Source organism: Streptomyces canus (assembly GCF_030816965.1).
In the GTDB taxonomy this organism is placed as follows: Bacteria; Actinomycetota; Actinomycetes; order Streptomycetales; family Streptomycetaceae; genus Streptomyces; species Streptomyces canus_E.
In genome coordinates this window covers 5,266,563-5,279,224 of the sequence record NZ_JAUSYQ010000002.1, presented here as the reverse complement: position 1 = coordinate 5,279,224, position 12,662 = coordinate 5,266,563, and the positions used below count along the sequence as shown (strand labels likewise).

At 71.1% G+C, this 12,662-nt stretch carries 14 protein-coding genes; 4 read left to right on the top strand and 10 right to left on the bottom strand.

The genetic code is table 11. The annotated features are described in order from the left end of the window. Positions 1–96 precede the first annotated feature (96 nt). Positions 97–714 carry a phosphoribosylanthranilate isomerase gene (locus QF027_RS25330; protein ID WP_307077221.1) on the bottom strand — a complete coding sequence of 206 codons (618 nt, stop codon included), beginning with the start codon at positions 712–714 and terminating at the stop codon, positions 97–99. A gap of 126 nt (positions 715–840) precedes the next feature. On the opposite strand from QF027_RS25330, the gene QF027_RS25325 reads away from it, so the two are divergent. Next, complete coding sequence (locus QF027_RS25325; RefSeq protein WP_307077219.1) at positions 841–2,409, top strand: carbohydrate-binding protein; 1,569 nt, start codon at positions 841–843, stop codon at positions 2,407–2,409. Positions 2,410–2,454: 45 nt separating this feature from the next. Here QF027_RS25325 and QF027_RS25320 read toward each other — a convergent pair whose 3' ends face one another. Genes QF027_RS25320 through QF027_RS25310 form a run of 3 tightly spaced genes read right to left on the bottom strand, consistent with a single transcriptional unit; the run spans position 2,455 to position 4,454 of the window. Next, positions 2,455–2,775: an antibiotic biosynthesis monooxygenase family protein gene (locus tag QF027_RS25320; protein WP_306978707.1), complete on the bottom strand. Its 321-nt coding sequence runs from the start codon at positions 2,773–2,775 to the stop codon at positions 2,455–2,457. A 36-nt stretch (positions 2,776–2,811) separates the two neighbouring features. Continuing rightward, a complete protein-coding gene (locus tag QF027_RS25315) occupies positions 2,812–3,810 on the bottom strand; it encodes a CU044_5270 family protein (protein WP_307077218.1) in 999 nt (332 codons plus the stop codon). Next, positions 3,807–4,454, bottom strand: a complete 648-nt coding sequence (locus QF027_RS25310) for an RNA polymerase sigma factor (RefSeq protein ID WP_307077216.1) — start codon at positions 4,452–4,454, stop codon at positions 3,807–3,809. Before QF027_RS25310 ends, QF027_RS25315 begins: the two co-directional genes overlap by 4 nt. A gap of 123 nt (positions 4,455–4,577) precedes the next feature. Here QF027_RS25310 and QF027_RS25305 point away from each other — a divergent pair, with 123 nt between their 5' ends. Next, the gene (locus QF027_RS25305; protein ID WP_266562161.1) at positions 4,578–4,925 is read left to right on the top strand and encodes a hypothetical protein; all 348 of its coding nucleotides are present in this window, start codon (positions 4,578–4,580) and stop codon (positions 4,923–4,925) included. 142 nt (positions 4,926–5,067) lie between these two features. Here QF027_RS25305 and QF027_RS25300 read toward each other — a convergent pair whose 3' ends face one another. From QF027_RS25300 to QF027_RS25290, 3 genes are all read right to left on the bottom strand, one after another. Next, the gene (locus tag QF027_RS25300) at positions 5,068–5,976 is read right to left on the bottom strand and encodes a CPBP family intramembrane glutamic endopeptidase (protein WP_306978710.1); all 909 of its coding nucleotides are present in this window, start codon (positions 5,974–5,976) and stop codon (positions 5,068–5,070) included. Positions 5,977–6,100: 124 nt separating this feature from the next. Beyond that, entirely contained in the window at positions 6,101–6,760 is a 660-nt protein-coding gene (locus QF027_RS25295) for a response regulator transcription factor (RefSeq protein WP_307077214.1), read from the bottom strand. Between the two features lie 480 nt (positions 6,761–7,240). Further along, complete coding sequence (locus tag QF027_RS25290; RefSeq protein ID WP_307077212.1) at positions 7,241–8,446, bottom strand: sensor histidine kinase; 1,206 nt, start codon at positions 8,444–8,446, stop codon at positions 7,241–7,243. Between the two features lie 199 nt (positions 8,447–8,645). Here QF027_RS25290 and QF027_RS25285 point away from each other — a divergent pair, with 199 nt between their 5' ends. After that, a complete protein-coding gene (locus tag QF027_RS25285; protein ID WP_167347980.1) occupies positions 8,646–8,804 on the top strand; it encodes a hypothetical protein in 159 nt (52 codons plus the stop codon). A gap of 7 nt (positions 8,805–8,811) precedes the next feature. Here the strand turns inward: QF027_RS25285 and QF027_RS25280 are convergent, their stop codons facing one another. The 3 genes from QF027_RS25280 to QF027_RS25270 all read right to left on the bottom strand — a co-directional run bounded on the left by QF027_RS25280 (position 8,812) and on the right by QF027_RS25270 (position 11,745). After that, a complete protein-coding gene (locus tag QF027_RS25280) occupies positions 8,812–9,906 on the bottom strand; it encodes a sugar ABC transporter substrate-binding protein (RefSeq protein ID WP_307077210.1) in 1,095 nt (364 codons plus the stop codon). Positions 9,907–9,956: 50 nt separating this feature from the next. Continuing rightward, the gene (locus QF027_RS25275) at positions 9,957–10,667 is read right to left on the bottom strand and encodes a DUF4328 domain-containing protein (protein ID WP_307077208.1); all 711 of its coding nucleotides are present in this window, start codon (positions 10,665–10,667) and stop codon (positions 9,957–9,959) included. A gap of 310 nt (positions 10,668–10,977) precedes the next feature. Continuing rightward, a complete protein-coding gene (locus QF027_RS25270) occupies positions 10,978–11,745 on the bottom strand; it encodes a maleylpyruvate isomerase family mycothiol-dependent enzyme (RefSeq protein WP_306978715.1) in 768 nt (255 codons plus the stop codon). A 520-nt stretch (positions 11,746–12,265) separates the two neighbouring features. On the opposite strand from QF027_RS25270, the gene QF027_RS25265 reads away from it, so the two are divergent. Continuing rightward, complete coding sequence (locus QF027_RS25265; RefSeq protein WP_306978716.1) at positions 12,266–12,637, top strand: DUF6479 family protein; 372 nt, start codon at positions 12,266–12,268, stop codon at positions 12,635–12,637. The last annotated feature ends 25 nt before the right edge of the window (positions 12,638–12,662 follow it).

Genomic DNA, 12,662 nt, shown 5'->3' with positions numbered 1-12,662 from the left:
CGCGGAGCGGACTGCCGGCCGTGAAGAACGGCCACGCCACAGCGCCCGCCGCCGGTCGACCTGACCGGCGGCGGGCGCTGTGGCGTGTTCAGGGACTCACCCCGCGGCGTGGGCCCCGGCCCGTGCTGCCCCGATGAACGCGGTGATCAGGGTGGGGTCCTTGACGCCTCGGCTTGCCTCCACGCCGCTGGAGACGTCGACGCCCCAGGGGCGGGTGACGTCGACGGCCTCGCGGACGTTCTCCGGGGTGAGGCCCCCGGCCAGGAGCCACTTCTCGCCGGCGCCTGCCACCTGCTTGCGGGACCAGTCCCAGGCGATGCCGGACCCCGGCACCGGGGCGTCGAGCAGCAGCATGTCCTCGCCCAGCTCCCCGCAGCGCGGCACGGAGTCGCCGAAGGCGGCCGCGCGGATCAGGGTCCAGCCGCCGGACGCGAGGTCGGCGTAGTAGTCGCGGTCCTCGGGTCCGTGCAGCTGGACCGCCCCGATGCCCGACTCCGCGGCCACGGACCGTACGTACTCCAGGGGTTCGCGGCGGAACACACCCACCGTCACGACGCTCTCGGGCACCCTGGCGGCCAGCCGCGCCGCCGTCGCGGGGGCGATGCGGCGCGGGCTGTCGGAGAAGACGAACCCGATGGCGTCGGCGCCGGCCTCGACGGCCGTGTCGACGTCCTGCTCGGTCCTCAGGCCGCAGATCTTCACGAAGAGCGTCATGCCGCCACCGTATCCAATTCGCGTCCATGAACAACGATCACATACATAACCGTTGACGCGGCCATGGCAAGCGCTTACCTTCCGAACGATACGTGCCCCCGTCGCCGCACACCATGGAGACGAACGATGCACCTGAGACCAGTCATCACATCCGTCGGCCTCATCGCCGGCACGCTCGTCGCACTGTCCGGCACCACAGCACAGGCCGCCACCACCCGCTACGAGGCCGAGTCCGCACCCGCCACCTGCACCGGAGCCATCGAGACCGAGTACGCCGGCTATTCCGGCAGCGGATTCTGCAACGGCACCAACGCCACCGGCGCGTACGCCCAGTTCACCGTGACCGCACCCGCATCGGGCACGGCGACCCTGAGCGTCCGCTTCGCTAACGGCACCACCACCGCCCGCCCCGCGGACATCATCGTGAACGGCTCGACGGTCTCGTCGGCGTCCTTCGAGTCCACCAGTACCTGGACCGGCTGGACCACGAAGACGCTCACCGTCCCGGTGAACGCGGGCAGCAACACCGTCCGGCTGAACCCGACCGGCGCGAACGGCCTGCCCAACGTCGACTACCTGGACGCCGAGACGTCCGGCACGACGACCCCGCCGTCGAGCAGCGCCCTGTACGTGTCACCGAGCGGCACCGACAGCGCGGCCGGCACGGTGACCGCCCCGACCACCCTCACCTCGGCGATCAGCCGCATCTCCGCCGGCGGCACGATCTACCTGCGCGGTGGGACGTACGCCTACTCCTCGACGGTGACCATCCCGGCCGGCAGCAACGGCACCTCGTCCGCACGCACCACGCTCTCCGCCTACCCGGGCGAGACTCCGGTGCTCAACTTCTCGGCACAGAGCGAGAGTTCGACCAACCGAGGGATCCAGCTCAACGCCAACTACTGGAAGATCTACGGCCTCGTCGTCGAACGCGCCGGGGACAACGGCATCTACGTCGGCGGCAGCAACAACGTCGTCGAGCGCACGGTGACCCGCTTCAACCGTGACACCGGCCTCCAGCTGGGCCGGATCGCCTCCTCCACCCCGGCGAGCCAGTGGCCGGCCAACAACCTGATCCTGAGCGCCGAGTCCCACGACAACGCCGACTCCGACGGTGAGGACGCCGACGGCTTCGCCGCGAAGCTCACCACCGGCACCGGGAACGTGTTCCGGTACGCCGTCTCGCACAACAACATCGACGACGGCTGGGACCTCTACACCAAGACCGACACCGGCGCGATCGGCCCGGTGACCATCGAGTACTCGCTGTCCTACGGCAACGGCACGCTCACCGACGGCTCCCAGGCCGGCAACGGCGACCGCAACGGCTACAAGCTCGGCGGCGACGACATCGCGGTCAACCACGTGGTCCAGCACAGCGTCGCCTACGGCAACGGCCATCACGGGTTCACCTACAACAGCAACCCCGGCTCGATGACCATCACGAGCAACGTCTCCGTCGCCAACACCGAGCGCAACTTCAACTTCGAGACCGGCACCTCGGTCTTCCGCGGCAACACCTCGTGCAACAGCGGAGCCAACGACCGGTACGTCGGCGACGCCGACAGCTCCAACCAGTTCTGGTCCGGCACCAACGGCTCCCGCTGCTCCACCTACGCGGGCGCCCTGGGCTGGTCCTACGCCTCCGACGGCAGCCTGATCGTGACCTTCGGCGGCAAACAGGTCACGCTGTAGGACACCGCGGGGACCCCGGGATCCGTGCCCGGGGTCCCCTCGCCGTCACTGCTTGGGCGCAGCCTGCTGGACGACCTCGAAGGTCCACAGCGTCGAGCCGGAGGCGGCGGGCCGGGGGCGGTCCTGCTCGCCGCCGCCCCCGTGCGAGGCCTGTGCCATCCCGGACATCCACTTCTGGAAGTCCGCCTCGTCACGCCAGCGCGTGTAGACGAGGTAGGTGTCGGTGCCCTCGACGGGGCGCAGCAGCTCGAACCACTCGAATCCGTCCGAGTTCTCGACGGTCCCCGCGCGGGAGGCGAACCGCTTCTCCAGCGTTTCGCGCTGCTCCTCGGGGACCGTGAGTACGTTGATCTTGACGATGCTCATGGCGGCCATTGTGCGCCACCGGGCATCAGAGGGACGTCAGCGTGCCGCGGCCCGGGCAGGCACCTCGCCCTTCCTGCCGACGACGGCGGTCTCCATCACGGCGCTGGTGCCGGACAGGGTCTCGGTCGTGATGCCCCGGTCCGGGTCGGTGACGTAAAAGCGGGAGCCGAGCAGGGCGAGGGTCTTCTTGTCGAAGATCCACTCGTGGCGGGTGGCGAAGCCGGTGTCGTCGAGGGTGATGGCGATCCCGTGCCGGCCGGCCGCGTCGACGGCGTCGGGGATCTCCCGCACACCGGGCAGCTTCGCGGCCGCCTTGTAGAACGCTGCGGCGTTCGCGGGCGGCATGACGGTGCCGCCGATCAGATCGCCGATCAGGGAGAAGACCGCCTGGTCGCGCGACTCGCCCTCGACCGGCCCGGCCTCCTCGCGGAGCCTGGCGAGCAGCGCGTCGGGGTCGGTGGGCAGCGAGGCCAGCCACTGGTAGGTGGGGTGGGCGACGCCGACCGGGACCGGGTCGGTGGACTCGATCGGGATCATCTGGTCCGGCATGATCGCGTCCTTGCCGCTGGCCTTGATCCACCCGGTGACCCGGAGCGGGCCGGGGTCCTGGGAGGTCCAGCGCTCCTCGGTGTGCAGGGCGCCGAGCCGCACGGGGCCGGTGAAGCTGCCCGTGTTCTCGCGCTCCAGCGTCCTGACGTACACGAACTGGTCGTCCCGCACCGGGACCGTGTCACTCGCCATGGCGGCCGTGGCGATCCGGTTGAGGGTGACGGAGGCGCCGGCCGTGGTCGCGGACGGGGCGGACCTGGTCGCCGGACCGCGGCCGTCCACGGAGAGGGTCACGAGCAGGGCGCCGGTCAGGGCCGCGGAGGCCAGTGGCACCAGTACGGCGGGCCGCAGGAACCGGCTCCGCCGAGGCGTGACCGCTGTGTCGTGATCGATCTGCTGCATCAGTACGTCCTTGAAGTGACGGTGGCGCTCCGGCGGGAGGTCCCACTCCGCCGGGGTCGACAACAGCTCCTCGGCCTCGCTCATCGGGTCTCCTCCCGCAGGAACAGGGCCGCGAGCGCGGCCTCACTCTCCATCTCTCCGTAGGACCTGGGTAGTTCCATACCGGTTCGCCCCTGTTCCTCCGCGCTCAGTCGCGCGAGCCGGGCCCGGGCGCGGGACAGCCGGGAGCGCACCGTGCCGACCGGGACGCCGAGCGCCTCGGCGGCCTGCCGGTAGTCGAGCCCGGCGGACACGCACAGCGCGAGCACCTCACGGTCCTGCCGTCCGATCCGGGCCAACGCCCGGTGCACGACGGCCAGTCGGCGGGCGTCGTCGATCCGGCCCGCCGTCTCCTCGGCGAAGTCCTCGACCGGGCGCGGCTCAGGGCTGCGGGCCAGGAAGGCGAGCCTGCGCCGCAGACCCCGGTTGGCGTTGTACGCCTTGTGCGTGGCGATGCCGAGCAGCCAGGGCTTGAGCGAGCCGCCCTCCGGCTCCACCGTCTCCCTCGTCCGCCAGGCGGCGAGGAAGGTCTCGGACATCGCCTCCTCGGCCTCCGCCCAGTTCCCGGTCAGCCGCAGGGCGTGGTTGTAGACCGCCCGCGCGTGCCGGTCGTACAACTCCCCGAACGCCGCCCGGTCCCCGGCCCGAATCCGCGCCCGGTCCGGTTCCGCCACTTCTGTTTCCCTCACACCCGTAACGCTCCGCACCTCGACCCGGAGTTCCTGTGCTCTGCGACACACACACGCCCTGCGACACACGCTGCCGACATCCGCCCCGTACCAGCCTCCCCGCGGAGCGCTTACGCTGCGTCCATGGAGCAGCGAGAGGTCATGCAGAACGTCGTCGGCATCCTCACCGAGGCACTGGAGATGCGACGGCAGGTCCGCGAACACCCCGACCGGCAGGCCTCGCTGACCGGGGCGATCTCCGCGCTTCTCGTGGAGACCCTCCCACGGATCCACCTGCCCGCGGACGCCAGTGGCCTCGCGGCGGCGGACGCCGTGGCCGAGGAGCTGGGGCCCGCCATCGCGAGCATCGCCAACTGCTTCGCGTTCGCCTTCGTACAACTGGCCGAGGTCCACGACGCGGGCCGCACCGACACCTCCGCGGAGGTGCTGCGGCACATCTCCCTCCAGTTCGCGGGCGGCGCGCAGAAGTAGGCGCGAGCTCGATCGACATTTCTGCGGCGAAACGACATCCGATCCGGCGCGAGCGACGAACAGCATCAGGGGGAGCACCCGAACGGGCTCCCGGGGCGACGAGGGAGGCGCCGGGAGCCCGTTCGGGTGCGCTGGGTGCGGGTCACCGTGCGGGCAGGCCCAGCCGGCCCCGGGTCGCGGCCAGCAGGACCAGGGCCGCCGCCGTCGTGCTGAGGAGGAGGGCGTGGGCCAGGTCGCCGTCGGACAGCGAGGGGAACATGTCCGACCAGGCGATCGAGAAGAAGTTGTTGACTCCGGTGTGCAGCAGCATGACCAGCGGCATGCTCTCGCCGGACTTGTTGAACACCCAGGTCATCACGCAGCTGAACGTGATCGTCATCGCGATGAACTCCACCGGCACGGTCCACGCCACGTGCGGCCCGCCGCCCCACTCCGTGAGGAACAGCGGCAGGTGCCAGCAGCCCCACAGCGCGCCGACGAGGAGGGTCGCGGTCAGGGGGCCGTAGCGGCGCTGCATCCGCGGCATCGCGAACTCCCTCCAGCCGGGCTCCTCCGCGAGACCGGTGGTGATCATCTGGATGAGCAGTCCGGGGAGGAAGGCGGCGAGGACCATCGCGGGCGGCAGTGCGGGACCGCGGCCGGCCAGCGCGACGGAGGCGAGCGTCAGCGTGGCCGGCACGGCGAGCAGGACGACCAGGTACCAGCGCCGGCTCACCTTGAACTTCGTCATCCTGGCCCGCCAGGTCCGCAGGCCCGCGCGTCCCTCCGTGATCCCGGTGACGAGCAGGGCCGAGGCGATCGGGCCGAGGTAGGCGCCGGGCAGGACGCCCGTGACCTGGGTGGCACCGCCGGAGCCGGGGAAGGCGAAGTGCCAGACGCCGAGGCCGTTCTCGGAAAGGACGTACGGCGTCCAGGCGGCCCAGCTCAGTGCGAAGGCCAGCGTGAAGAACCAGGTCAGGGGGTTGCGGCGGATGCTGCCGCGCAGGCCGCCGTCCGCTTGCGGAGCGGGTCGGGTTTCAGTGCTGGTCTCGCTGCTGGTTTCGTTGCTCACGGGGACGTGGACGCTCACCGCGGATCCCTTCGGAGGGGGCTGATGTGATGGCTCCAGCACACCAGCGCGGCGCCCTCGGATCATTGCCGCGCACGCCCCGACTCCCCGTACAGCAGGCTGTACTTCAGCGGGCCCGGCGCGCGTCCTCCAGGTAGCGCAACACCGCCGCCACCCGCCGGTCCACCTGGTCCGTCGGCGCCAGGTCCAGCTTCGCGAAGATGCTCCGGATGTGCTTGTGCACGGCCCCGTCGGTCACGAACAGCTTCTCCGCGATGGCGCTGTTGCCCAGGCCCTCGGCCATCAGGGCGAGTACGTCCTTCTCGCGCGGGCTGAGCCGCTCCAGTCGTGCGTCCTGACGGGACCGCGTGAACAACTGCGCGACGACCTCGGGGTCGATGGCGGTGCCGCCGGAGGCCACCCGGCGCAGCGCGTCGAGGAACTCCTCCACCCGGCCGACCCGTTCCTTGAGCAGATAGCCCAGCCCGCCGACCCCGCCGGTCAGCAGCTCGGTCGCGAAGCTCTGCTCGACGTAGGCGGACAGCACGAGGACGGCGAGTTGGGGCCTGCGCCGCCGGGCCTCGACGGCCGCGCGGATCCCCTCGTCGGTGTGCGTGGGCGGCATCCGTACGTCGAGGATGGCCACGTCGGGCCTGTGCGCGTCGATGGCGTCGAGTGCCCCTTCGGCGGTGCCGGCGGTGCCGACCACGTCCAGCCCCTCGGCCCGCAACAGGAGGGCGAGCCCCTCCCGCAGCAGAGGGTCGTCCTCGGCGATCACGATCCGCATGGCAGGTCCCTCTCCAGGGTCATCGGGCCACCCGACGCACTCGCCGGGCGAACAACGTCCTCACACAGGCCGCGCCACACCCCGCACAGCCGCTCACACCCCGCACGGCAGATCCGCCTCCAGCGCCGTCGGGCCGCCCGGTGGGCTCGCCAAGCCAAGAGCGTCACCACACGCGACCACGCCACCCCCGCCCAGCCACTCACGCACCGCACGGCAGAGCGCACAGTCACAGGCAGCCGCTCGGCACCCCTACCGGCAGACCCGAACCCCGTCACGCACCGCGCAGCAGATCCACCTCCCCAGCCGACGGACCCACCAGGCAGGCTCGCCAAGCGAACAGCGTCACCGCACACGGCCGCGCCACACCCCGCACAGCCGCTCACCCACCACATGGCCCGCCTCCGAAGTCATCGAGCCGCACGCCGGAGCGCACCGTCACAGAAAGCCGCTCGGCGCCCCTACCGGCAACCCCGAGCTGCGTCACGCACCGCACGGCAGATCCGCCTCCAGCGCCGTCGGGCCGCCCGGTGGGCTCGTCAGGTGGAGGGTGCCGTCGTGGGCGGCGATGCGGTGGCGGATGCCGGTCAGGCCGGAGCCGGCGTGCTCGTCGGCGCCGCCCCGGCCGTCGTCCGTGATCCGCAGCAGGAGCCGTGAGCCGGGGGCACGAACCGTGATCGTGGCCCGGGACGCCCCGCTGTGCTTGGCGATGTTGGTCAGCGCCTCGGCCGCGACGAAGTACGCGGTCGCCTCGACGGAGGCCGCACATCGCCGCGGCACCTCGACATCGACCGTGCACGGCACCGCGCTCTCCGCCGCGAGGCCGGTGAGCGCCCCGGCCAGCCCCCGGTCCGCGAGCACCGGCGGCAGGATGCTGCGGGAGACCGTCCGCAGCTCGGCCAGCGCCTGTTCGGCCGCGGACTGGGCCCGCTCCAGGAGTTCGTCGGCCCCGGCCGGATCGCGGGCGACCATGCGACGGGCGGCCCCGAGCAGCACGGTCACCGTGACGATCCGGTTCTGGGTGCCGTCGTGCAACGAGCGCTCGATGCGCCGCAGTTCGGTGGCGTGGGCGTCCAGCGCGGCGGCCCGGGTGGCGGTCAACTCGGCGACACGCAGGGAGAGATCCGCGTCGGGACCGGCCGACAGCAGCCGGCGCCCCGGATCCGCCTGGAGCCGTGCCATGCCGGGCGTGAGCCCCAGCATGACGGCGATCCAGCCCACCCCGAGCAGGCACACGGCCAGGGCGTCCGGCCAGGAGTGCGCGACGCCGACCCCGATGGACGTGGCGGTCGCGTCCTTCGGGGCGAGCCGCCAGTACAGCGGAAACGCGGTGTCCCGTACGGCGAGCACCGGCAGGAGGAAGCCCAGCAGCCCCAGCGGCAGACCCACCGCCAGATGCCGGACCAGCCACAGCAGTTCACGCCGGGTCGTGGGGTCGGCGAGGGCGGTCCACAGCCGCGTCGGCGGGGGCGCGGGGGCGATGACCTCGGGGCCCCACCGCGCGAGCCGGACGCGTTCCATGCCGGCCAGGGCGTGCAGCACACGCACTCCGCCGGGCGCCAGCACCAGCCACAGCAGCACGAACGGCGCCAGGACGGCCGTACCGAGTCCGGAGACCAGCTGGCCGAGCGCAGCGGCCGCGGTCGTGGCGGTCCCCACGGCAAGGCTCTTGACGTCGGCGGTGGCCATCCGAACCCCCTCTGGCTGGAGGACAACGACCCTAGGCGGAAACGGAGTCCGGAGTGCGGCCGGGAGCCGGAAAGTACAGCCTGCTGTACCCCGGACCGGGCGGACCGCTGGATCGGCCGGACCGGGCTCCGGCTCGTAGCGTCGTCACCACCGAGAACGTCGTCAGCACCGAGAACACCCGAGCCACTTGGAGTACCCCGTGAACCTTCTGCTCTGGCCCCTGCTCGTCCTCAGCGTGCTCGGCAACGCGGTGGCGTCCTTCACCCCCGCCGACACCGCGGTGCACCTGGCCTTCGGCACGGTCACCGCGCTGACGGCCACCGCCCTTGTCGTACGACGCCTGCGCACCGGCCCCTGAGGAACGCCTACTTGAGGCCGATCGCCGCACAGTCCGCCGCGTACTCGGCGGTGCAGATCTGCTTCACGGTGTACACGTCGTCCTTGATCACTGTCTGCTGGATGTTGTCCCTGGTCAGCGCGACCACGGGCACCAGCAGGGACGGGATGTCCTTCTGGGTGGGGCTGTCGACCTTGTCGCGGATGAGCGCGTCGAACTGGAGGCCGCGGCCCTGGATCTTGTACACCGCGATCTGCGCCGCGTTGGTCGCCTCCAGCAGGAAGGACTTGTACACGGTCATGTACTGCTCACCCGACACGACCCGTTGCACCGCGGCGAGGCTCGCGTCCTGCCCGGTCACCGGCGGGATCTTCGTGGCCCCCGCCTCCTTGAGTTCGTCGATGACCGCGCCCGCCATGTCGTCGTTGGCCGAGTAGACGGCGGCGATGTTGTTCAGCCCGAACGAGGCGATCGCCGCCTTCATGTTGGCCTTGGCGACCGACGGCAGCCAGTCCTTGGTGTCGTACTGCTTGGCGATGACGACCTTGCCGTTGAGCTCGTCCAACGCGCCCTTCTTGAAGAGGGCGGTGTTGGGGTCGGCGAGGGAGCCGTTCATCATGACGATCTTGCTGGTGTCGGCCTTGTCGCCGAGCGCCTCGACGATGGCCCGGCCCTGCACCTCGCCGACGAGCTCGTTGTCGTGCGAGACGTAGGCGTCGATGGGGCCCTGGGCGAGCCGGTCGTAGGCGATGACGGGGATGCCCGCGTCCTTCGCCTTCTGGACATCGGGCTCGATCGCCTTGGCGTCCACCGCGTCCACCAGGATCACGTCCACCTTGTCGGCGATCATCTGCTGGAACTGCTGGCTCTGCCGCTTCTCGCTCGCCCCGGCGTTGGCGTAACTGACCTTGCCCTTGCCGTGGGTGAGGGTCGCGACCTCCTTCTTGATGAGGGGGTAGTCGAACCGGTCGAAACGGCTGGTGTCCCGGTCGGGGAGCAGCAGGCCCAGCGTGATGTCGTCGCCCTTCTTGGGGCTCACCGCGGTGTCGCTGCTGCCCACTCCGCAGGAGGTGAGCAGAAGGGCCGACACACAGACGGCCATGACGGAGGGGATGGGGCGCATGGCGATCCTGTGGGTGGGGGGCTGTCACGTAGGCGCAACAGTAAGTGCCCTCAATCCCGATCAAACGCCCTGACGATTTCCTTCAAGGGATCACCACTCGGCGTACGCAACTGACCGTCGATGTACACAAGTTGTACGGCGGTCAGCGCGCGCACCATGAGGATCCCGGCGACGGCCGCGCCGACGACGGCGAGGTCGGCGACCAGCAGCGTGCTCACGCCGTGGTAGGCGCGGGCGATGAGGTCGTCCGTGTCGCCGTCGTACATCAGGCCGACGCCGGTGACCATGCCGACCAGCCACAGCGCCCACCACACGTTCACGACGACGGGCAGCTTCCGGTCCGGGGCGCTCTTGTGGTGGATGTCGGCGACGATGCCGCGCGGGATCCACAGGTTGGCGATCGGCACGAACCAGGCGGCGTAGACCCAGATGCCGGCGTAGCGCGGGGGCTCACCGGACAGGGCCCGCGCGTTGTCCCGCATCCGCCCCAGCCAGCCGATGAACAGGGCCGCGCACACCAGCGTGAGGACGCTTCCGGCCGTGCTGACCAGGTGGTACGAGTCCTCCAGGGCGTTCAGCGGCCGGTGCCGGCCCTCGCCCTGGTTCGGCGGCCCGGAGGCGGGCTCCCCGGCTACGGCGAGCCGGATGTCCCATACGGCCCGCAGCGCATGGGCGGCACCGGCGAGCCCGAGCCCGGCGACGGCGAGGCGGGCGGAGCCACGCGCCGAGCGCACGGCGGGCCGGACGGTGTTCTCACTCACGGAGTCCCCCTTCGAAACGATCGGTTCACCCCCTCATCGTCGCGAACCCGGCGATCGGTTCACGCGGACGTTCTCGGGCGGGCAGGCGGGCGGAGAAACGGGGTGGCCCGGCGGGCCCGGGTGGGCAAACAGGGTGACCCGGTGGGCCCTGGTGGTGGAAAGGGCGGTGGAAACAGGAAGCCACGCGAACCCCGCGGAAAGGCAAGGAGCGGCGGGCTCTGCGGGTTTGAGCCCGGTGCCGCGGCTGACGAACCTGGCGAAGAGTCATGTCCTACCGGATCGGGGCGCGGCCGACCGCCCCCGCTACGTCCTACACCTCCGGCTCCCAGGCGCGGAGCAGGTCGAGCAGCCCTGCGTCTCCGTCGACGTGCAACGATGCGGCCGGGATACGGTCGTACAAGTAGAGGACCAACTCACTGGCCGTGCCATGGATGGAGGCGCCGGCTGCGTCCGAGTCCTCGCCGGTCGCGGCTATGGGCGCGGGGATGCGGGTGGAGCGTGCGCCGTCGCCGTCGACCGTGAGGCGCCAGGAGGGGCCCTCGGCGGCGTGGAAGTCGAAGGCCGTGGGCTTGTGCGGCCATGCGCTGGGCGTCGCGACGCAGGTGAACAGGAATTCCTCGACACCGTCGAGGGCGACCTCGGCCGGCAGCGGCTGCGGGGCGCCCGTGGCGAGTTGGACGTCGTAGGTGTGCACCGCGGTCTCCTGGGCCCGGTGCCGGGCGACTCCGCCGGAGGTCCGCGGTGTCTGCAGGCCACTCCACCACGCCCAGCAGCCGGCGTCCGGTCCTGCCTCGCGCAGGGCGCTCAGCAGAAGCTGCGTCGACGCGGCCAGCCAGGCCAGCAGGGCCTCACGCTCCCGCGGCACTTCCAGAGCGGCGCGCGCAGCGGTGGCCTCGGCCGGGGGAGCGTCGGCAGGCCCCGCGCCGACGATGGCGGCCCAGAAACGGTCTCCCCCGCCCAGATGCTTCACCAGATCGAACAGCGTCCACCCGGGGCAGGTCGACACCGGTGCGTCGAGACTGGGCGCGGCGGCGACCTCGGCCCGGAAGGCGGTCGACCGTTCATCGATCAGTCGCAACAGGTCAGGGAACTCAGGGCTCTTTTCCACCCCGGATGTCTATCACCGCGCTCCGGTGATCGGACAGCGATTTTCACAGTCGCCGGTTGGCCATTGCGGACGTCGTCCTCGCCTCCCACCGCTCGGGTGACAAGCTGCGCGCTGCTGCGAGGACGCCGGTGGTGGCGGTACGCCCGGCGTCGTGCCTGTGGGTGCTCTGGCCTCGCCGCGCGGCCGGAAACCTCGGCGACGTGACGTCCCCCGCTGCGCGCGGTCATGCTGCTGTTCGATGTGATGGACGCGAAGGTCACGACGGCGGGGAGGACCGGTCGGGTCTTGCGCGGCCTGGCACCAGCCGTCGAAGATCTCGTGGAGCTCCCACAGCGCTTCGCGCATGCCCGGCCATGCCGGTGCGGTGGTGGCTCGCTCCGACAATCCGCGCAGCACAGTGCCCGCCTCGCTCTGGGTCCAGGCGAGGATCGCGGAGCCTCAGTGGTCCCCCGGGACTCCCCTTTCGCCCCGATTGGGCGATAATCGGACTATGAGTACCGCGACGTTTGTCCTGGCGGCCTCGTCGAGCGAAGTACTCAACGTGATCGCCGCCTTTGCCGGTGGGCTGTTCATCGCCGGCGCACTGGTGTGTGCCGTGCTGTTCGGCATGCGGGTCCAGGACCGGGAGCTCCCACGGCCGCTCAGCAAGGAGCAGCCGCACCTCCCGGAGACCGGGCCGATCCGCGAGATGCGGGAGATGCGCGAGCCGGACGAGCTGCCGGCCACCGAGGACGGGCAGGAACGGCTGATGCCGTACCAGCTCCATCACTCGGGAAGCAGACGAGGAAAGGACCAGCACCGCAAACGCTGGCTGCCCGGCTCCAGCGGCGGATTCGGCAGCGGGGGCCTCGGCCACGTGTGACCGGGCCCGATCACGGGCCACCAGG

Bases quoted from the DNA above. Each gene is read 5' to 3' on its own strand.
- QF027_RS25330 (WP_307077221.1), bottom strand. From the start codon at position 714: ATGACGCTCTTCGTGAAGATCTGCGGCCTGAGGACCGAGCAGGACGTC.
- QF027_RS25280 (WP_307077210.1), bottom strand. From the start codon at position 9,906: ATGCGCCCCATCCCCTCCGTCATGGCCGTCTGTGTGTCGGCCCTTCTG.
- QF027_RS25265 (WP_306978716.1), top strand. From the start codon at position 12,266: ATGAGTACCGCGACGTTTGTCCTGGCGGCCTCGTCGAGCGAAGTACTC.
- QF027_RS25305 (WP_266562161.1), top strand. From the start codon at position 4,578: ATGGAGCAGCGAGAGGTCATGCAGAACGTCGTCGGCATCCTCACCGAG.
- QF027_RS25290 (WP_307077212.1), bottom strand. From the start codon at position 8,446: ATGGCCACCGCCGACGTCAAGAGCCTTGCCGTGGGGACCGCCACGACC.
- QF027_RS25295 (WP_307077214.1), bottom strand. From the start codon at position 6,760: ATGCGGATCGTGATCGCCGAGGACGACCCTCTGCTGCGGGAGGGGCTC.
- QF027_RS25325 (WP_307077219.1), top strand. From the start codon at position 841: ATGCACCTGAGACCAGTCATCACATCCGTCGGCCTCATCGCCGGCACG.
- QF027_RS25315 (WP_307077218.1), bottom strand. From the start codon at position 3,810: ATGAGCGAGGCCGAGGAGCTGTTGTCGACCCCGGCGGAGTGGGACCTC.
- QF027_RS25320 (WP_306978707.1), bottom strand. From the start codon at position 2,775: ATGAGCATCGTCAAGATCAACGTACTCACGGTCCCCGAGGAGCAGCGC.